This is a genomic window from Imperialibacter sp. (genome assembly GCF_040222385.1).
In the GTDB taxonomy this organism is placed as follows: domain Bacteria; phylum Bacteroidota; class Bacteroidia; order Cytophagales; family Cyclobacteriaceae; genus Imperialibacter.
Genome location: NZ_JAVKDF010000022.1, coordinates 458377 through 479900, shown reverse-complemented (window position 1 = coordinate 479900; position 21524 = coordinate 458377). Strand labels below are relative to the sequence as shown.

Genomic DNA, 21524 nt, shown 5'->3' with positions numbered 1-21524 from the left:
ACATAAAGTTTTTCCCAAAAACTTATCGTAATTTTGCACCACAAGCGAACCATTTCTGTTCGCTTCGTCTTTTTGAGGGACGTCCTCAGAGACTTAATCGATGTAAAAGTCAGGCTTTGAACCTGGCGAAAGACACACTTAATGAGTAAACACGGAAGAGTACTGGTGGCCATGAGCGGTGGTATTGACAGCTCCCTGGCAGCCGTGATGCTTCATGAGCAAGGCTATGAAGTCATCGGAATGACAATGAAAACCTGGGACTATGCGTCCGCAGGCAGCTCCAAAAAGGAAACAGGCTGTTGCAGCCTCGACTCCATCAACGACGCAAGGAATATTGCTGTCAACCTGGGTTTCCCACACTACATCCTGGACATCCGCAGTGAGTTTGGCGACTATGTGATCGACAACTTCACCACTGAATACCTGGCAGGCCGCACACCCAATCCATGTGTGTTGTGCAACACGCACATCAAGTGGGAGGCGCTACTGAGGCGTGCCGACAAGCTGGACTGCCAGTTTATCGCCACAGGGCACTATGCAAAGGTGAGACAGGAGAATGATCGTTACATTATTTCCAAAGGAAAAGATGAAAACAAGGACCAGTCTTATGCATTGTGGGGAGTGGGGCAAGAGAGTCTGAGCCGGACTATGTTTCCTCTTGGGCATCTGCGCAAGCCTGAAATAAGGGAGATGGCCAGTGAGAGAGGTTTTATAGACCTGGTGAACAAATCGGAGTCTTATGAAATCTGCTTTATCCCCGACAATGACTACCGTGGCTTTCTAAAAAGAAGGGTGGAAGGCCTTGAGGAACAAGTCGACGGAGGTGAGTTTGTGCTGGAAGATGGCACTGTGCTGGGTAAGCACAAGGGCTATCCTTTCTATACCATAGGTCAAAGGAAAGGTCTGGGCATTACTTTGGGGTATCCGGTATATGTGACCGAAATTCAAAAAGATAAAAACCGGGTAGTGTTAGGCACCTTTGATGAACTGTCCAGAGACGGTATGTACGTAAAAGGCCTCAACATGATGAAATACACCGATCTTACAGGCCAAAGACTAGATACTATCACCAAAGTGCGCTACAACGACGATGGTGCACCGGCAGTCATAGAACAAGTGGGCGACACGATGAAGGTTTTCTTCGGCAACGGAGTCAATGCTATTGCTCCTGGTCAGGCTGCGGTTTTCTACGAAGGCGACGACGTAATAGGCGGTGGCTGGATTCAGTCAAGCTTCAGACAACATGCCAAGGCTGTTTAAAATATCGGCACTTTGGGTTCTCCTGGTGGCTCTAATAAGCTGTCAGGAAGAAACCATTGTGCCCGACACCTCCAGGCTGGGCGCTGATTTCTTTCCGATGGAAAAGGGCCTCTACTGGGAATATGAGGTCGACCTTACTACCTACAACCTGCTCGACTCCATGCCGTCGCACTACTTTCTCAGGGAAGTGGTAGCGGATACTTTCACCGATTTATCAGGTAGCCTGAGCTACAGACTGGAGCGCTTTAGCCGTGAAACTACAGAAGTAGACTGGCGGCTCGACTCCGTTTGGACGGCAAGGCTTTCTACTACCCAGGCGGTTCGCATTGAAAATAATGTGCCCTTTATCAAGCTTACTTTTCCATTAGCTGAAGGCAAAGAGTGGAACGGTAATGCGCTGAACAACAGGGGAGAAGAGACCTATCAGGTCAGCGGGCTTGGAGCGGCCCTTGAGGTGGGTGACACCACATTCGAAAACACGCTAACAATCCTTCAAAGGGAAGTGCTGGATACTATCGTTTTTCAGGATGTGAGACGAGAGTACTTTGCCAAGGAGATTGGATTGGTGAAAAAAGAATTTATTCAGCTAAATTACTGCAGTACAGAAGAGTGCTTTGGACAGAAGATCATAGATTCTGGCCGAAAATTATACATGGAACTTGTTGCACATGGTAAGGAGTAGAGGAGCTCTGATCATTTCGATTTTACTACTGTCCGGGCTTTCGCTGAAAGCTCAGGTCAATCGGTATATTGTTCAATTCGCAGACAAATCAGGTGGCACCTACTCCGCTGACAGGCCTGAAGAGTTCCTTTCAGAAAAGGCTATTTTAAGGAGGGAGAAAGAGGGCGTTGCAGTAGATGAGTCCGATTTGCCAGTCAGCCAAACGTATCTCGATCAGCTGGCAGCAACCGGCGTTGAGGTGTATCATACCTCCAAATGGATGAACCTGGCGCTGATTCAGTGCAACGTCAACAAGGTGCTTACGGTAGATGCGCTGCCATTCGTTTCACGAGTCGAACTTGTAGCACCGGGAGCACGGCTTACCAAAGGCGAAACAGCCAACGGCCGCTTCAAGAGTAAAAATGCCACTGCCAGGGTACTCGCCACCACCGAATTTCAAAACAGTCTTCTTTCGGTTCAGCACATGCATCGGCAGGGTTTCTACGGGCAGGGCGTGCTGATTGCCATATTTGACGGAGGTTTTGGAGGCGTTGATGCCGTTCCGTTTTTTGAGGACGTTCGCAGCAGTAACCGAATAATACAGACATACGACTTCGTCACGAACGGACAACAGGTATACACATTTGATGATCATGGCACCAGGGTATTTTCTACCATTGGGGCTAAAATGATCCAGGTAGAAGGCAACGACACCACACTGATTTTGGGCACAGCTCCCGCAGCAGATTTTGCCCTTTTCGTGACGGAAGATGTGAAAAGCGAGTATCGGATCGAGGAATACAACTGGCTTTTTGGCGCTGAAAAGGCCGATAGCCTTGGCGCTGACATCATTCATACTTCGGTGGGCTATAATGTGTTCAGCGATTCGCAAATGAACTACACAAAGGCCCAAATGGATGGCAAAACGGCCATCATCACTCAAGCTGCCAACCTCGCTGCCGATAAGGGCATTTTTGTTGTGGCCAGCGTAGGCAACGAGGGCAGTAATAGCTGGAAAAAGGCCACAGCGCCAGCCGACAGTCCCAAGGTATTGTCGGTAGGGGCAGTTGACAATAGCGGCAAGCTGGCGAGTTTCAGTTCTATCGGCCCCACGGCCGACGGCCGCATCAAGCCGGATGTTGTGGCGCTGGGTGTTTTCGCCACAGTGGGGGCAGAGAGCGGCTCGCTGATCACTGCGAATGGCACCAGCTATTCGGCTCCTATGGTCGCCGGTTTTGTGGCCGGGTTGATTCAGGCAGAACCGGAAAAAACAAGGGAAGAGCTCTTTAACGATATTCTGAACTCAGCCAACAGGTCAACCAAACCTGACACCTTGTTTGGCTATGGCATCCCTGATTTTATCAAAGCAACGGGTGGAAAAATCCTTTCAGTGGATGATGTGATCAACGACAAGGTAAAGGTATACCCCAATCCTTTTACAGAGAACAGGCTGAGTATCAAAATCAATAATGAACTGGCTGTCAATGGGCTCTATGTACAGATGTTCGATGCCAACGGGAAGATGATTGCCCAAAAAGAATACAATAGCTACGATATCAACGACGTTGTTATATTTGAATTCTCGGGCACAACTCCTGGCGTTTATTTTTTGCGTTTGTCTTCAAGCACATTTGAAAAGCAGGTAAAACTGCTCAGATACTAAGAAAACCTATTCATGAACTTTCCACTTATTGCCCCTTCCATACTCGCTTCCGATTTTGGTAATCTTCAAAGAGATGTGGAAATGCTCAACAACAGTAAGGCCGACTGGCTGCATATCGACATCATGGACGGCACTTTTGTGCCTAATATCTCCTTTGGATTTCCAGTAACGGCGGCCATTAATAAGCATACGAAAAAGCCCCTCGATTTTCATTTGATGATTGAGCAGCCTTCCCGCTATTTCAAGCAATGTGTTGAAACTGGGGCCGAGGTGATTTCTGTTCATCATGAAGCTTGTCCGAATCTTCACAGGGCGCTACAGGAAATTCGTGAATTGGGTTGCAAGGCAGGTGTCGCACTAAATCCACACACTCCCGTGAATGTACTGAAGGACATCATGGAACTCACTGATATTATTTTATTGATGTCGGTGAACCCTGGTTTTGGAGGGCAGAAATTCATTGAGAGAACATTTCAAAAGGTGAGGGATGCCAAGGAGATGATTCTTAACGCCGGCACGCACACCATGATAGAAGTAGATGGTGGAGTAAACATGAACAACGCCAGAGAACTTTGCCAGGCGGGTGCAGACATTCTGGTAGCCGGAAATTTCGTTTTCAGTGCCTCAGATCCATTGGCAACAATCGCTCAACTCAAAACTGTGAACAGCGAGGAAAAATTCGTTTGATGAGCAGGAGCTTACTCACCATTATTTTTTTAGCTTTTTATTTTGCTACCTGGGCACAACAAGCCTGTATCCAGGGTATAGTGCTCGACGCCCAGAATGCGCCATTGCAGGGGGCTACCATTTCTGTTCCGTCGCTTACCAAAGGCACCAATGCCGACACGGACGGCACCTTTTTGCTATGCCTTGAGCCGGGCAGTTATCAACTTGAAATAAGCTTCGTAGGCTATAAAGCAGTTCAAAAACCAGTGTCCCTTGCTGCAGGCGATAGTTTGGTTATTCAGGCCACGTTGAATGAAGATAAAACGCTTCTGGCCCAGGTAACCGTGGTAGGCAAAAGAGAGCAGGGCCCTCCGAGAGCTGGTGAATTTCGTGTATCGAGCAAAGAGTTGGCAAATTTCCCGGCTGCCACAGCAGATATTTCGAGGATACTGGCGACGCTTCCGGGGGTTGTAGCCAGCAATGAGTTATCTTCTGCTTATTCTGTGCGAGGTGGCAATTTCGATGAAAACCTTGTGTATGTGAATGATATTCCGGTATATCGGCCATTTTTGGTAAGGGCAGGTCAGCAGGAGGGACTGGGTTTTGTCAACCTCGACATGGTGTCGGGAATTACCTTCTCATCCGGTGGCTGGCAGTCGAAGTACGGAGATAAGCTGTCATCCGTGCTTAATGTTGGCTATAAAAACCCCGTTGAGCAAGCTGGATCGGTCAATCTGGGGCTATTGGGTGGCTCAGCCCATGTGGAAGGTGTTAGCAAAAACGACAGGGTAAACTACACAGCGGGTGTTCGTTATAAAAACTCCCGGTATTTGCTCAACACGATTTCCGTGAAAGGCCAATACTTGCCTCGGTTCGCCGACTTTCAGTCTCTTGTTTCTATTAAATTGGGCCAGCAGACCGAAGCACACAGGCAAAAGATCTCGATTCTTGCCTCCTATGCCCAAAACAGGTACTTCACAAAGCCAGAATCACAGGAAGTGGAATTCGGTACGTTTGGCAGGTCATTCCGCATGGTGGCGGCTTTTGATGGCAAAGAGGTGCTTGACTACGACATTTATCAAACCGGTGTGAAATGGACTAACACCTGGGACGACAAGTTCAACCTGGACGTGATTGCATCAGGCGTATACACTGCCGAAAGGGAGTATTTTGAAGTGGAGGGTGCTTACCGGCTCTGTGATGTGAACAACAACCCGGCCAGCGACCAGTTCAAGGACTGCGTGGTGATTCTTGGCGTTGGCAGCAATTACCACTACGGCCGCAACAAGCTGCAGGCGACGCTTTTGAATACTGAAAGCCGGTTTTCAGCTCGCTGGAACGACCACCAGCTAACAGAAGCTGGCATTGGTGCCAGAAAGGAAAGAATAGAAGACGTGCTGAATGAGTACATCTTTCAGGATTCTTCCGGTTATGCCAGCACCACCGACAGGGTTTGGGCCGAAAACCTGGTAGATGGCTATCACCTGACTGGCTATTTGCAGCACACAGTTTTTTCCAGGGATTCTATTCACATTCTGAATGCCGGCGTTCGCACAGCCTACTGGACTGTCAATGGCCAACTGCTGGTGAGCCCAAGGATGCAATATGTGTTTACACCGGCCTGGTCACGAAAGACCGCCTTTAAAGTCGCTGGGGGCGTCTATCAGCAGCCGCCTTTTTACCGGGAAATGCGGAATAGGCAGGGTGTCATTAACCGTGACCTGAAAGCCCAGGTGTCGTACCACGCCCTGGCCGGTATGGATTATTCCTTTCAAATGAATGGAAGGAACTTTGTTTTCTTTTCAGAGGCTTACGTCAAATACCTGGATCGCCTGGTTCCTTATGACATCGACAATGTGCGTCTTCGTTACTTTGGCGACAACCTGGCCAGAGGGTGGGCTTATGGTGTTGATTTCAGGGTGAACGGCGAGTTTATTCCGGGCACAGAGTCATGGTTTAGCCTCGGCCTGCTTCGAACCATTGAGGACATTGAGGGAGACACGCTCGGCTTTATTCGCAGGCCATCCGATCAGCGGGTCACGTTGGGTATCTTCTTTCAGGATTATTTGCCCAACGATCCAAGTGTTAGAATTTATGTAAGTGCGCTCTATGGCAGCGGGTTACCCTTTAGTGCTCCAAATAATCCAACTTACCGCAACTTTTTCAAGGGAGATGAGTATTACAGGGTTGATGTTGGTTTCACAAAAGTGTTTTCTAAAAAGAACGAGGGAAAAATCTTCGGGGGGCTGAAGTCTATCTGGCTGACCGCTGAGATACTCAATTTGCTCGGTGCTGAGAACACCATTTCTTACACTTGGGTAAAAGACGTCTTCAATCAACAATTTGCCGTGCCCAATTCATTATCGGCAAGGTTTTTGAATATGAAGCTTTCAGGTAGATTCTGAGGTATTCTGCCTATTTTTATAAGTGATACAAGACAAACAAACAATTATGAGAATGCAATCAATAGTTAAAGCTTCTGTTTTTTCTTTGGCAGTTTTATTTATCGCCGCAGGTTGTTCGCAACGCACTGTAACCAGGGTAAGTCCAGATCAGCAAATTGACCTTAGCGGTCGCTGGAATGACACCGATTCCAAACTTGTGGCGGAGGAAATGATTCGTGACGTGCTCAATCGTCCATGGAGAGAGGACTTTAGCAGAGCAAAAAATGCCAAACCAGTGGTAATCGTTGGGCTGGTTACCAACAAAAGCCACGAGCATATTGAATCTGAAACTTTTATTAAGGACATCGAAAGAGAGTTCATCAACTCCGGCATGGTCAGAGTAGTACAAAATTCTGTTTTCCGTGAGAAAATGCGTGAAGAAAGAGCTGATCAGCAGGAATTTGCTTCGCCAGAAACTCAGAAGAAGTGGGGCGCTGAGCTGGGAGCTGACTTCATGCTGTTTGGCACGATCAATTCCATCGTCGACTCTTACAACAAAGAAAAAGTGGTGCTGTACAAAGTTGACCTTGAACTTGCCAATCTTCAAACCAACGAGAAAGTTTGGATAGGAGACAAGGAGATCAAGAAGTTCATAAGGAACTAATCTGACGCTATTCAAATATCAAAATAGAATAAGGTAACAAGCATCCGGTTGCCGTTGAGTAATATCTCCACAGTACCGGTTGCTTGCTGCTCAGTCTCAAAAAGCTCTTCAAAAACAATATCTGTGCGTTTTCCGATCAAAATCTTATTGCTTAGCGGCCTGCTGCTGGCTTCCTGTGCGACCTATTACCAGATGAACTATGAATTCAATCAGAGTTTCGAGGCTGGTGACCTGGAGCAGGCAGCAAGAGTGCTGGAAAAGAACAAAAAGGCAGCCGAGGGAAAGGCCAGGTTCCTGTATTTTTTGAACCAGGGCATCGTTCAATCACTGCTCGGTAACTACGAAATCAGCAACGAAGCCTTTGAGCAAGCCTATATTTTCGGTGAGGACTATCGGATGAATTACCTCAATGAAGCAGCCTCGTTGCTCACCAACCCTAACATGACAGAGTACAAAGGGGAAGACCATGAGCACCTACTATTACTGTATTATAAGGCCATCAACTACCTGAAGCTAGGCGACTATGAATCCGCACTAGTGGAGTGCCGCAGGCTGAACATTAGATTGGGAACGCTTTCTGACAAGTATAAAAGTCCAGACAAATACAAGAAAGATGCGTTTGTGAACAATCTGATGGGGATCATTTACGAGGCGTCTGGCGATGTTAACAACGCTTTCGTCGCTTACAGAAACGCCTACGAAACCTACGAAGGCGATTACAAGAAATTATTTGGCATGAGTGCTCCCGATCAACTGAAGGAAGACCTGCTCAGAACAGCGCATTTGAATGGTTTCAGTGATGAAGTTCGCCGCTATGAAGAAGCATTTGGTGTGAAATTTACGCCTTCGCCAAGGAATGGGGGAGAACTTGTTTTCTTTTGGAACAATGGACTGGGGCCGGTGAAAGCGGAGTGGTCGATCAGCTTTTCCGTTATTCATGGCCAGGGCGGTTTGGTTACGTTTGCTAACAGCGACTACGGCTTTAACTTCCCTTTCTTCCTGGAAAGTAACGAAGAAGATAAGAAGCAAGGACTTGCAGCGCTGGAGTTTTTCAGAGTAGCATTTCCCAAGTATGTGGAACGCCCCGTTCTTTTCAACAGTGCCACCTTGTCGGCCAATGGGAAAAAGTATAACCTGGAAGCCGCCGAGGACGTCAACGCAATTGCGTTTAAATGCTTGCAGGAACGCATGTTGGCCGAGTTTGGTAAGTCACTGTTGCGGGTTGCGTTAAAAAAGGCTGCGGAGTATTCGGTAAGAGGCGAGAATCAGGATTTGGGCGCCGCTATCGGACTTTTTAATGCGCTAACTGAAAAGGCTGATACCCGCAACTGGCAAACGATCCCACACACTATTTATTACTCAAGAGTGCCCTTGCCAGAAGGCGAGCAAAAAGTGCAATTGAACCTGGCCTCTGCAACAGGTAGGACGCAGCAGCAAGAGTTTACTTTCGACGTTCGTAAAGGGAAGACCGTCTTTCATGTTTTTCAGTCATTGGAAGACATACCTGCCGCCAATCCTTACCGTACCTGGTAGTTTAGTACCATTCATTCGCCATTCATAGTCTTATAAGGGTATAAATACCTTTAGGAGTTGGTATTTAAGCAAGATTTCCCTTTTTTGGAGGTTGGAAAAAATTATAGTTTTAACAAAAACCAATAAATACAATGTTCAAAGCGATGACGAAGAAAGCGAAGTTTATGTTGACGTTAGCTTTTGCAGCTGGCCTTTCCCTTCAAAGCTCTTTTGCACAAGATGCCGATGCTGTAACCGATGAAGAACTGACGCAGTATGCTACTGTGATGAATAAAATTGACTCAATGAAGGAGGACCTGCAGGTTAGATACAATGAGGTCATCAAGAATAATGAGCTGATGGATGAGGGTCGAAGGTTTCTGGAATTGAAAAAAGCCTGGGGCGACGATGCAAAGCTAGCTGAAATTAGTGCCACAGACGAGGAGAAAGCGGCATATCAGGGAATTCTTGATGAGTATGATAACATGGTGGCGGAGTTTAAGGAAGTATATCCGAACCTGATAAAAGATGATTTAGGTGCGGCGTTGTACAATAAGGTCAGGAACGCAATGAAAAGCGATGCTGAGCTTAAAACAAAATACGACGAACTACTCGCCGGCATGCAAAGTACTGACGAAAGCGAAAGCGAAACCGACGACGGCGGGAGTAACTAACGAAACATAGGGTATCAAAGGGCTGTTATCAGCCCTTTTTTTATGTCTTACTAGTATCAACTGGTGATTTATAATTAGTAAGTGCTATATTTAAAGGATCACTTAATATCCGCCTAACCTCATGTTGACAGAATTCGAAATTGAGACAATGATGGAGATTCCGGCCATCCTTGAAGCCACTCAGAAGCTAAAAAAAGACTTTATCAGGACTGATGCGCCTTACCTTGAGATAGGTGATCATGATTTCTTCGGACTTATCATGCTGGCCCCAACAGTGGGGGTGGCGCTGGCCAATGGAAGTGTGAGCCTGTTTGAAGAGCTGGCGTTGAATAAAAAGGCCAGGAAGGCGTCAAAAGGCGGCTATTTTCTCAAAAAGGACCCCACTGTGTATGCCATGAAATTTTTGCTCGACAACTACACTAAGTGGGAGGAGAAGTTCTTTGACGTGCTCAAGATAGCGATGAACAGTTCCTTCGACATTGATAAGCTAAAGACAAAAGAGGCGGCTGTTGTCGAAGGTGATTATGACGAATACAAGAGGACGGTGCTCAACACTCCTTACATCCTCATTCGGTTTATCTCCTCCTTTTTCCTTCAGGACGACGAGCACATTATTCAGCGAAGATCCATGAATAAAACCGATTACGAACGGCTTCTGGATATTGGACAGAAACTTGACTTGCACAGAATTCCCGTGTTTCAGCAGTTTTGTCTGACATTCAAGGTAAAGGGTTAACAGTCTGTGGATTGTTGGTACTATTTCTGATAGCAATTCGTTAGCATAAGAAAGATTTCCATGAATAAACTTTGTGTGTTGGCGGCAGGCGTGTGGCTGTTGATGGGACTGGCAGGCTGCAAGGACAAGGATGAGCCGCTACCGCTTCCTGAAGAGCAGGATTTGACCATTCAGAACTATTTGGTAGAAAATGAGATAGACAGTGCCACAAAGTCGGATCAGGATTTCTATTATTTTCCTGTGGTACAGGGAAACGCTATTCCCAATTCATCCAATATTATTTCGTTTTACTATACAGTAAAAAACATAGATGGCGTTGTTGTGGCTTCCCACACAGCCAGCAGCGGAGAGCCAATTAAGGCACAAAGAGATACCAAAACAATCTATCCTCCGGGGCTCGACGAAGCCCTTCAGATACTCGCCACCGGTGATAGCTATGTTTTTATATTTCCTTCGCATAAAGCTTACGGTGCTCTGGAGGTGTCGGGCGACCTGCCCGCCAATTCTATTGCCATCATCGAAATAGAAGTAGTGGCTGAGGAAAGCACTAATCAAATCAGACAAAAAGAACTGCAGTTGATCAACAACTACATCAGCGATTTTGAAATCAGTAATAACCCTGATACTGTCATTAATCTTGGTTCAGGGCTTTCTATCATCAAGACAAAAAGAGACAAACAGGCTGCCGAGGTGCCCTCGAGCGGCACTGTAGCGATTAATTGGGCCGGAAAATTCTTTAGCGGCGACTCTTTCGGCAGCGAATCAGGTTTTGAAGTCAATATGGGGGCTGATGAAGTCATTACAGGTTTGGAAGCAGGGCTGAACAATATGCGGCTTGGCGAGGAAGCTCAGCTACTCATCCCGTCTGAAATGGCCTATGGAGCGAGCGTTCAGACGGTGCCGCATAGTGCTGGCTTTCAGGATTTACTGATTGAAAGGCAGATTATTCCTGACTACGGGGCAGTTATCCCACCCTATACGCCATTAATCTTTGTCGTAACTGTAGTTGACTATCAATAGATGGGGCTTTTTCGTAAAAATTGATTAATTTCAAGGCTGGAAAATTAAACAGGTTGAAGTTATTTAAGCTTTTTTTTATTCTTATAGGTGTGTGGATACTTTGCGCCGAGACTGCGCTTGGGCAAAAACCTGGATTTGTACCTCCACCACGTCGTAAGTCGAGTGACCTCTACAGAAACCCTGTGAGGGTGATGCTCAATCAGTTTTCTATCACCGGAACAACTGGTTATGGCCTGGCCATGTACAGCCATGAGCTCAACAATGTTTATTTCTACCAGTCGCAAAGCAATCAAATCATCGTTCCTATTGTTGATGGAGAGCCTGCCCCAACAGGAGTAATAGCAGGCAATAGCAACTGGTTCAACAGAAGCACCTACGGAGACACCCTGGATCTGACAAATTATTTTGAAGTGCCATACAGGCCTTTAGACGAGCCTGTATTCAATCCCGAGCTAAGGAGAGAGTTCAGTATGGCAACCGACACCATGCCATTGAAGTTTAGGTCATTGTCGCACAGTATCCCCATAGGAGTGGTTGTACATTTCAACTATCAGAATTTCCGGGCAGGAGCGGGGGCAACATTTGAAAGGCAGTATTTCACCTCTTTTAAACCAACTACTTTCAAAGAAACGATCCGGCCTTTCGAACCGGAGGTGTCGCCAGTATTCTTCCAAAGGTATTTTGTCACGGTGGGCTACAAGTTCTACGATTTCTGGAGCTATTCTTTTGCCGGTGAAGCACAAATAGGCGTTTTGCGTGGGGGAGGTAAAATAAAAGGTGAGCAGCCCATTTATGACTATGATGTGATACAGCGAGGCGCTTTCTTTAATCTGGGGATTTCAATTGAAAAGAACCTTTCTGAGTACTTTAGAGTGCTTGTTAAGCCTTCCTTTGACTACCACAATTTTAGTACAACTATTGGCGACCCAAGCGCTCCCAGTATTGCCATTCCGCACAAGCAGCAAACTTTCTTTATTCAAGCTGGCGTTTCTATCAATATTCCCGATATCCGGCGTTGCCCTTTGCCTTCCTGTGCCATTCAGTTGAAGCATGCACACAATGGCAACAACGAAATTGTAAGAGGCCAGCCCATCACAAAACATCAGAATCCAAAAATGGGGCAAAACCATAGGAAACTCTTCCGCTACAAGTGGAAAAACCGCAATAAAATTGAGCCTTATTAGGTCATGAAAATGATCACTTATCCATTGCATTTTTTTTAGTCGTCAACAATAATTTTAACTAACTTGCGCTCTGTTTTTTCGGAGCGTTTGAACATAATTTATGGCAGAAGAAGACAAGTCAAATATCATCCCGATTAATATTGAAGATGAGATGCGGGGTGCCTACATCGACTACTCCATGTCGGTGATTATTTCCAGGGCACTTCCCGACGTTAGGGATGGTCTTAAACCGGTTCACAGAAGGGTGCTTTTCGGCATGCTTGATCTCGGTGTAAACTACAACAAGGCATATAAGAAGTCGGCGAGAATAGTAGGTGAGGTACTGGGTAAGTATCACCCTCATGGTGACTCGTCGGTGTACGATACCATGGTACGTATGGCTCAGGACTGGTCATTGCGCTATCCGCTGGTTGATGGTCAGGGTAACTTTGGTAGTGTCGATGGTGATTCACCGGCGGCCATGCGTTACACTGAGGCACGACTGAAAAGAATTGCAGAAGAACTGCTTGCAGATATCAACAAGAATACGGTTGATTTTCAGCCCAATTTTGACGACTCGCTGGAAGAGCCTACTGTGTTGCCTGGCAAGTTTCCTAACCTGCTGGTGAATGGAAGTAGCGGGATTGCCGTAGGTATGGCTACTAACATGGCCCCTCACAACCTGAGTGAGGTGGTGGACGGCACTATTGCTTATATCGACAACAAAGATATTACTGTTGAGGAGCTGATCAAGTACGTAAAGGCGCCTGATTTTCCGACCGGGGGCATCATATATGGCTACTCAGGAGTAAGAGCTGCGCTGGAAACAGGCAGGGGCAGAGTGGTGATGCGTGCCAAAGCTGAAATCGAGGCAATGCCGTCTGGCAGAGAGCAAATCATCGTTACGGAAATTCCTTACCAGGTCAACAAGGCCTCGATGATTGAAAAAACTGCCGCATTGGTAAACGAAAAGAAGATAGAAGGTATATCTGACATCCGTGACGAATCGGACAGGGACGGCTTCAGGATTGTTTATGAACTGAAGAGAGATGCGGTAGCCAATATCGTACTCAACAAGCTGTACAAATATACTCAGCTTCAGACTTCATTTGGAGTAAATAATGTGGCCCTAGTTAAGGGACGTCCGCAAACGCTCAACCTTAAAGACCTGATTCAATATTTTGTTGAGCACAGGCATGAGGTGGTGATCCGAAGAACACAGTTTGAGCTGGATGAGGCTGAAAAGCGTGCCCATATATTGCTGGGCTACCTTATCGCTTTGGACAACCTGGACGAAGTGATCAACCTGATTCGCTCATCAAGGGATCCAGACACGGCGAAAACTGGGTTGATGGAGAAGTTTGGCCTGAGCGAAATACAAGCGAAGGCTATTCTGGAAATGAGACTTCAGCGCCTTACAGGCATGGAGCGTGAGAAGATCCAGAAGGAGTATGATGAAGTAATGGCGCTGATCGACAGGCTGAAGGAAATTCTGGAGAAAGAAGAGCTTCGTATGGGCATTATCAAAGACGAGCTCCTCGAAATGAAGGATCGATACGGTGATGAGCGTCGCACGGCCATTGAAATGGTTGGAGATGAGTTCACCATGGAGGATATGATCGCTGACGATGAAATGGTCATTACCATTTCACATCAGGGCTATATCAAGCGTACACCCCTTGTTGAGTACCGAACACAGGGCAGAGGTGGAGTTGGCTCAAGAGGAGTGACCATGAAGGACGATGATTTCCCTGAGCACCTTTTTGTAGCTACAGCTCACAACTATCTGCTGATTTTCACGGCACTGGGACGTGTGTTTTGGTTGAAAGTGTATGAAATCCCTGAAGGCGGTAAGGTAACCAAAGGAAGGGCGATACAAAACCTTATTAATATTGAGCCAAGTGATTCCGTCAGAACCGTTATTAACGTGAAGAACCTTTCTGACGCGGATTATATAAATAATAACTACATCATGATGTGTACTAAGTTAGGTACCATCAAGAAAACCTCGCTTGAAGCCTACTCGAGGCCAAGAACAAACGGTATCAACGCCATCAATGTGGTGGAGGGAGACCAGTTGCTAAGCGTGAGCCTTACCAACGGCGACAACCACATAGTAATTGCCAAGAGCAAAGGGAAGGCAATCCACTTCCACGAATCAGATGTGAGAGCGATGGGACGGAATGCGACTGGAGTAAAGGGTGTTACCAGAGAAGGAGCAGATGATGTCGTAGTTGGCATGGTTGCTGTATCAAGGGAGGACACCAACCTGTTGGTGGTTTCTGAAAAGGGCTATGGTAAACGTTCTTCAATAGAGGACTACCGCATTACCAAGCGTGGAGGAAAAGGTGTTAAAACGATTAATATTACCGAAAAGACTGGTTCGCTGGTGGCCATCAAGGAAGTTGTGGATAGCGATGACCTGATGATTGTGAACCGTTCGGGTATCACCATCAGGATTTCGGTAGAGGTGCTGAGAGTAATGGGACGAAACACCCAGGGAGTGAGACTTATCAAGCTCAACGATACTGATGCGATTGCCTCAGTAGAGAAAATAGAGGCCATTGAGGAAGACGAAATAGCGGAAGAGGGTGGTGAGGTTGATGGCGAAAACACAAGTCCTGAAGCGTCAGACGCTGAAAACGCTAATAACGATGAGCCACAAGACGAATAATTCTAAATGATTTGTAAATTTGTTCAATCGAACCAACCAAAGGAAATAAACTAAAACTGCAAAAGAATATTATCACTATGAAAAACATGCTGTTACTTCTCGCTGGTGTGCTTTTGTTCACGGCGAGTTATGCTCAAAAAGGCAATGTGACGAAGGCTGAAAGTCTCCTTAATAAAGGAGATGTGGCTGAGGCCAAAGCCGAGATAGATGTTGCTGTTACTATTGAAAAGAATGCTAGTAAGAGTAAGACCTTTCTTACAAAAGGAAAAATTTATAAGGCCATAGCAACGAGCGAAGATCCAGCAGTCAGTGGACTTATGGGGACAGAGGAGGCCATTGCCGAGGCTTCGGAAGCACTCAAAAAAGCATTGGCTATGGAGTCAGAAGGTTCGGTGAACTACAACTTTGCTGAATACGAAATAGAGGACTTCTGGAGCAAGTACCTGAATACCGGAGGAGAGATTTATGGGGAAGAGGACTACAAAGGTGCCTATGAGAACTTTTATAAGGCCTCTCTCATTAAACCAACCGATTCACTGACGCTGTTTTATGCAGGTGTGGCGGCTCAACAGGCTGAGTTGACAGACGAAGCCATGACTGTGTATTACAAGCTGATCGAGCAGGGCGACGCCAATGAGGACATCTATTCAACCATGGTGTATCTCGAGAGAAGTGAAAAGAAAAATGATGCTGCGGCTTTGGCGCTTCTTGAAAAAGCGAAGGTGGCTTATCCTGAGAATGCGGACTTCATGCGTGAAGAAATCAACATTCTTATCGCTATGAAAAAAGGCCCCGAGGCCATTGAGAAGCTGAAAGGTGCTATTGAAAAGGAGCCAGACAATGCTTCGCTTTACCTTAATTTGGCCGTTCTTTATGATAACCTGAGCGTGGGCACTGAGGAAGCAGGAAATGCTGCTGAAACGCAGGATCTTATTGCTAAAGCTCAGACAAATTATGAAAAAGCATTGGCTATCGAGCCAGGAAACTACGTTGGAAACTTCAACCTTGGTGTGATCTGGGTGAACAGAGCCAAAGTATACTACGACAAGGCGAGAGCCATGGATTTGAAGACCTATCAGAAAGAGGGTGGTAAGCTAGTAGAAGAGGGAGACAAGGTGTTGTCCAAATCATTACCTTACCTTGAAGCAGCCCATGTTGCTGAGCCTGAAGACTGCTCAGTTATGGGGCCTTTGATGTCTGTTTATACGCAATTGAAGAAGAATGCGAAGGCAGAAGAAATTGCTGATGCTCAAGATGCTGCTGGCTGTAACTAATATTATTTGACTCCGGTCGAAAAGGCCCTGCTGGAAATACCGGCAGGGCTTTTTTATGCATTTTCCATTTTGATACTGGAAAGCAAAGCTTCCTTTTCCATTTCCGTCACCTCCAGACTATAGAAGCCAAACTCGTCCACTACTCTCCCTGTCAACCTGTAGAACCCTTTGCCACGAAAGGGATATTTCCTGGCAACCTGTGGAAAGTGCGTGGTGTCAATGAAATTGCCCTCCTGATCGATGAATGTGCCAAAGTGCATGGCGTCCCCCTTGAGAGTACTGGTGTTTTTTGTAGCTATAAGGTAGCCCAGCATTGTGACGGTCTTCCCGAGAAAGTTTGGAGATTGCGACGCCATGACCGGCTGAAAGGGAATATCTCGCAATAACAAAAAAGGGTCACAGAGGGGGTAGCCGAGTAAATCCAGCTCATCAAATGCATTGTCCAGGGGATCAACAGTTAAGGCAGGAAGCTCGAAATCTTTGATTGATGGAAGTCCGAACAACTGCTGCTCTTGCATTTTGCTTTTGCCGCCGCCCATTTTACCAAACATATAGTGCGACTCCCAAAGCAGCCGCTGTTTAGTCTTTCCAGTATAGCGAAGGGCGCCAACTCGTAGCAGAAGTGCGAGCTGATCCAGCGAAATGCCTGTTCTGCTGACAAGATCTTCCAGACTCAGAAAAACTCCTTTATTGTCCCGACTTTCCAGCACCCTTTCGATCGTGTTCGTTTCCAGGTCTTTCACCGACCCCAGTCCAATCGTGATGGTCTTTCCATCAATAGTGGTTTGGTTCTCGCTTTTATTGACACAGGGCGCTTCAATAATAGCTCCATGCATTTTGGCTTCGTGGGCATAGAGCTCAGGCCTGTAGAATCCGCCACCGTTATTGAGCGTGGCTACCATGTATTCGAGGGGGTAGTAGGCTTTCAGAAATAAGCTTTGGTAGCTCTCCACGGCATAGGAGGCTGAATGCCCCTTAGAAAACGCATAGCCCGCAAAGCTCTCAATCTGATGCCACACTTCTTCGGTCAATTTTTTTTCGTAGCCTTTTGCGGAACAATTGTTAAAGAACCGCTCCCTCACCTCCTGAAACTCTTCCCTTGACCGAAACTTACCGGACATGCCCCGGCGCAATACATCTGCCTCGGCCAGCGACAGCCCTGCGAACATATGTGCCACTTTTATCACATCTTCCTGATAAACCATGATTCCGTAGGTTTCAGGCATAATGTCCATCATCACCGGGTGGGCCTCTTTTCTTCGCTCTGGAAAACGGAAGCGGAGAATGTATTCCCTCATCATGCCCGACCTTGCCACGCCTGGCCTTATAATGGAACTTGCGGCGACCAGGCCAAGGTAGTCCTCTACCTTTAGTTTTTTGAGAAGCATGCGCATAGCGGGCGACTCGACGTAAAAACAGCCGATGGCTTTACCCTCCCTGAGAAGCGCTTTCACCCTTTCATCCTTTTTGAATCTTTTGATATCATGGATGTCGATTTTTGGATCAGCCGGATGGTTGTCGCTAATAATATTGATGGCTTCTTTTATTTTACCCAGGCCACGCTGGCTCAGAATGTCGAACTTATAGAGACCAACGTCTTCGGCAAGCACCATGTCGAACATGGTGGTGGGAAATCCTTTGGGAGGCAGGTGAGTAGCGGTGAAATACGTCATCGGTTTTTCACCGATAAGAATGCCCCCGGCGTGGATACTCAGGTGGCTGGGAAAATCGTGGATCAGCTGACTATAGCTCATGATTTTCTGCACCAGCGTATCTGGCACTTTCCCACTTTTTCGGCTGGTATTCATCTCCTCAATTTCGATGGAGGGAAGCCCAAACACCTTTCCTAACTCCCTGGCCACCGATTTGTATTGGAATGTGCTGTGGGTAGCCAGTAGAGCGGTGTTTGGAAAACGGTTGAAAATGTACTGAGTGATATCCTCTCTGTCTCTCCACGAAAAGTCGATATCGAAATCGGGAGGATTTGTTCTGTAAAGGTTAATGAAGCGCTCGAAGTACAGATCAAGCTCAATCGGATCCACATCTGTTATGTGTAGCAGGTAGGCCACAATGCTGTTTGCCCCGCTGCCCCGCCCGACGTAGAAGTAGTCTTTGCTGCGGGCATAGCGGAGAATGTCCCAGTTGATAAGAAAGTAGGCTACAAATCCCTTTGCACGGATAGTTTCCAGCTCTTTGTTGATGCGCCCCTGAATTTGTCGGGTGGATTTTCCATAGCGATAGGAGACACCGTCCTGGCAAAGTTTGGAAATGAGCTGAAAGTCGTTGGCGTCGGAGCCGGTGTAGGTTTTCAGGTTTTGGTGGGGCCGGCCGTCACTGAAGTCAAAAAATATCCCGGATTCGCCAGCTATTCGTTCGGCATTGAGTAGCAGTTGTGGTGTTTCTTTATAGATGGCAGCCAGTTCCGAGGGTGAGTAGAAGCGGTCGACATCGCCTGCCAGCTGCCAGGGTTCGAGCTTGCTCAGCAGGGCGTTTTCGGCAATGGCTCTTAAGAGCCGATGTGTGTTGTAGTCTCTCTTGTGTCTGAATGTGGAAGTTGGCAATGCGACGAGCTTGTCTTTTGGAAGTGCCTCTTTCTGTAGGTGCAGATAGGTAACTTCATGCGGTTTGATGCCGACCCATTCATGAGGAAGCAAGTTGTGAAGGCTTTTTCTATAAATCTCCCACGGATAGATAACGGTTACATTTTGCCATTTTTGAGGCGCACCAGGAGGAATGGGCGGTGAGCCTTCTCTGAGGTGCTTTGAAAGGTGTTCGTTTATTTCCTGAAAGCCATCATTGTTCCTGGCGATGGCAACGTAGAGCTGCTGAAGGTGATTTCTGAAGTCAACCCCCAGAAGGGGCCTGATGCCATATTTGGAGGACTCTCTCACAAACTCAAGGCAGCCAGCCGTTGAATTAATGTCTGTCAGGCACAGTGCGAACACGCCCTTTGTTCTGGCTTCTTCAAGCAGCTCGTTGGGACCCATGGTGCCGTATTTGAAGCTGTAGTAAGAGTGTGTGTTCAGGTACAAGGTGACAGGCTTTATGTTTACTCCGCTAAAATACTAAATTAATTAGCCAAACCATTCTCACTAATGCTATATAATTTAGTTTTTGTAAGAGGTATAATTCGCAATCTTTTGAAGGAGTGACTGTTTCTTGTTGCCCTTTATGTTGTGGGTTTCAGAATATTATTTGTTAAGGCTATCCGCCAATAGCACAACTCCAAATAATTTGCTGTACCTTTGCAGCTTAATCTATATTAAGTTTTAATGAGTATATTTTCTGAGCTTGGGTTATCAGAGCCCTTGCTAAGGGTTCTTCCCGAATTGGGGTTTGAATCTCCTTCTCCCATCCAACAACAGTCCATTCCGTTACTAATTAGTGAGCCTATCGATTTTATTGGCCTTGCTCAAACGGGAACAGGAAAAACTGCGGCCTTTGGTTTGCCGCTGTTGGATCATGTGGATAGTAGTGATCTTACCACACAGGCGCTGATTATAGCGCCCACACGTGAGTTGTGCCAGCAGATTGCGGCGCAGCTTGTAGCATTTGCTAAGTATTATCCCAATTTACGTATTCAGACAGTTTATGGTGGAGCGCCAATCGGCCCTCAAATGAAAGCCATAAGAGCCGGAGTGCAGATCATTGTGGCAACTCCCGGCAGACTCATCGACCTGATCGACAGGAAGGTCGTGAAAATTGAGACCATTGACATTGTCGTTCTCGATGAAGCGGACGAAATGCTCAACATGGGCTTTAAAGAAGACATTGACGCCATTTTGTCCCATACGCCGGAAGAGAAAGCCACCTGGCTTTTTTCGGCCACTATGCCTCGTGAAATCAGATCGTTGATCAAGAAGTTCATGAAGGATCCGGTGGAGGTTTCAGTGCAATCGGGCAATGTGGTGAATACCAATATTGAACATCAGTATGCGGTGATCAGGGCATCTGACAAAGCTGAAGTACTACGCCGATTTATCGATTTTCAGCCGGATATGCTGGGTATCGTTTTTTGCCGTACTAAAATTGATACTCAGAATTTGGCGGTTGAGCTTACACAAAGTGGATACCACGCCGAAGCAATTCACGGTGACCTATCACAACAACAACGTGATCAGGTAATGAAGAAATTCAAAGCCCATGCCGTACGCTTGTTGATAGCTACTGATGTGGCAGCCAGGGGTATCGATGTCAGCGATTTGAGTCATGTGATTCATTATTCGCTTCCCGATGATTCGGAATATTATACTCACCGGAGTGGTAGAACGGCAAGGGCGGGTAAAACCGGTATTTCTCTGGCATTGATCACCCACCATGATATCCGTAAGATTCGCTTTATAGAAAAGAAGCTGGGCATTGGAATGAAGAAGGTGCAGGTACCGGCAGTCAGCCAGATATTGAACAGCAGGCTTGAGCACTGGGCTGATAAAGTGATGGAGACTGAGGTAAACGATAGCCTCGACATCAAAATTCACGAAAAGGTGGTAGCCATGTTTGCTGAGATGAACCAGGAAACCTTGCTTGCCAAGCTGTTGTCCAGACAAATGGAGCTTATCGGCTATAAAGAAGTATCGGACAAGAACCTGAACGACGATCGTACCGGTGATCGGGGTAATGACCGGGGCAATGACCGTGGTATGGAACGTCGGGGTGACCGCCGTGAAAGAGATGGCAGGAGAGATCGTAACGATTTCGGCAGTGAAAGAAGAGGCGACCGTAGGGATGAGCGTCCGGAGAGGCGAAGCGATCGTCCTGATCGTGGCTTTGACAAACCAGCAAGGCCTGAAAGGCCTTCGAGACCTGAAAGAAGTGACAGGCCTGTGAGGTCTGAGAGTAGCGACCGGCCGGTGAGGTCGGAGAGACGGGAACGGACAAATAGTGAAACCGGTTCGGGGCCTGCTGGCAAGGGTATGGATCGCTTTTTCATCAACATCGGCAGTATGGATCAGGTGAATAAAGGCGAATTGCTCAAATTCATTTGTGACCAGACGAAACTAAGAAAGGATGATATTGGGCAGATTCAGCTCAATAAGAGTCATTCGTTTTTCGAAGTGGACGCCAAGAGCGCCGGCAAAGTGGCGAACAGCTTCAAGGGGCTTGTTATCGACGGCCGGGAGCTGAGAGTCAATAAAGACGAACCGAAAGGATAAAGCATAAAAAAAGCCTGGCA

General features: G+C 46.9%; 15 protein-coding genes. 14 read left to right on the top strand and 1 reads right to left on the bottom strand.

Going from position 1 to position 21524, the window contains the following annotated elements; all coding sequences use genetic code 11:
* Positions 1–141: 141 nt before the first annotated feature.
* The 13 genes from mnmA to RIG68_RS09555 all read left to right on the top strand — a co-directional run bounded on the left by mnmA (position 142) and on the right by RIG68_RS09555 (position 16351).
* Positions 142–1260, top strand: a complete 1119-nt coding sequence (mnmA, locus tag RIG68_RS09615) for a tRNA 2-thiouridine(34) synthase MnmA (RefSeq protein ID WP_317491865.1) — start codon at positions 142–144, stop codon at positions 1258–1260.
* Complete coding sequence (locus RIG68_RS09610) at positions 1244–1942, top strand: hypothetical protein (protein ID WP_350121629.1); 699 nt, start codon at positions 1244–1246, stop codon at positions 1940–1942. The genes mnmA and RIG68_RS09610 overlap by 17 nt, the downstream gene beginning before the upstream one ends.
* On the top strand, positions 1929–3584 hold the full coding sequence (locus RIG68_RS09605) for a S8 family peptidase (protein ID WP_350121627.1): 1656 nt from the start codon (positions 1929–1931) through the stop codon (positions 3582–3584). Before RIG68_RS09610 ends, RIG68_RS09605 begins: the two co-directional genes overlap by 14 nt.
* A 12-nt stretch (positions 3585–3596) precedes the next feature.
* The gene (gene rpe, locus RIG68_RS09600) at positions 3597–4271 is read left to right on the top strand and encodes a ribulose-phosphate 3-epimerase (protein ID WP_350121626.1); all 675 of its coding nucleotides are present in this window, start codon (positions 3597–3599) and stop codon (positions 4269–4271) included.
* On the top strand, positions 4271–6655 hold the full coding sequence (locus tag RIG68_RS09595) for a TonB-dependent receptor (protein ID WP_350121624.1): 2385 nt from the start codon (positions 4271–4273) through the stop codon (positions 6653–6655). The genes rpe and RIG68_RS09595 overlap by 1 nt, the downstream gene beginning before the upstream one ends.
* A gap of 52 nt (positions 6656–6707) precedes the next feature.
* The gene (locus tag RIG68_RS09590; protein WP_151996521.1) at positions 6708–7298 is read left to right on the top strand and encodes a penicillin-binding protein activator LpoB; all 591 of its coding nucleotides are present in this window, start codon (positions 6708–6710) and stop codon (positions 7296–7298) included.
* A 123-nt stretch (positions 7299–7421) separates the two neighbouring features.
* Positions 7422–8831, top strand: a complete 1410-nt coding sequence (locus RIG68_RS09585) for a COG3014 family protein (protein WP_350121622.1) — start codon at positions 7422–7424, stop codon at positions 8829–8831.
* 131 nt (positions 8832–8962) lie between these two features.
* On the top strand, positions 8963–9484 hold the full coding sequence (locus RIG68_RS09580; protein WP_350121620.1) for a hypothetical protein: 522 nt from the start codon (positions 8963–8965) through the stop codon (positions 9482–9484).
* A 121-nt stretch (positions 9485–9605) separates the two neighbouring features.
* On the top strand, positions 9606–10220 hold the full coding sequence (locus tag RIG68_RS09575) for a hypothetical protein (protein ID WP_350078175.1): 615 nt from the start codon (positions 9606–9608) through the stop codon (positions 10218–10220).
* Between the two features lie 60 nt (positions 10221–10280).
* A complete protein-coding gene (locus tag RIG68_RS09570; protein WP_350121618.1) occupies positions 10281–11240 on the top strand; it encodes an FKBP-type peptidyl-prolyl cis-trans isomerase in 960 nt (319 codons plus the stop codon).
* 53 nt (positions 11241–11293) lie between these two features.
* Positions 11294–12424, top strand: coding sequence for a hypothetical protein (locus RIG68_RS09565; protein WP_350121616.1), 1131 nt, complete (start codon positions 11294–11296; stop codon positions 12422–12424).
* A 100-nt stretch (positions 12425–12524) separates the two neighbouring features.
* A complete protein-coding gene (gyrA, locus tag RIG68_RS09560) occupies positions 12525–15077 on the top strand; it encodes a DNA gyrase subunit A (RefSeq protein WP_350121614.1) in 2553 nt (850 codons plus the stop codon).
* Positions 15078–15154: 77 nt separating this feature from the next.
* The gene (locus tag RIG68_RS09555) at positions 15155–16351 is read left to right on the top strand and encodes a tetratricopeptide repeat protein (protein WP_350121612.1); all 1197 of its coding nucleotides are present in this window, start codon (positions 15155–15157) and stop codon (positions 16349–16351) included.
* A 53-nt stretch (positions 16352–16404) separates the two neighbouring features.
* Here the strand turns inward: RIG68_RS09555 and RIG68_RS09550 are convergent, their stop codons facing one another.
* The gene (locus RIG68_RS09550; RefSeq protein ID WP_350121610.1) at positions 16405–19383 is read right to left on the bottom strand and encodes a DNA polymerase III subunit alpha; all 2979 of its coding nucleotides are present in this window, start codon (positions 19381–19383) and stop codon (positions 16405–16407) included.
* A gap of 240 nt (positions 19384–19623) precedes the next feature.
* Here RIG68_RS09550 and RIG68_RS09545 point away from each other — a divergent pair, with 240 nt between their 5' ends.
* A complete protein-coding gene (locus tag RIG68_RS09545) occupies positions 19624–21504 on the top strand; it encodes a DEAD/DEAH box helicase (RefSeq protein ID WP_350121608.1) in 1881 nt (626 codons plus the stop codon).
* The last annotated feature ends 20 nt before the right edge of the window (positions 21505–21524 follow it).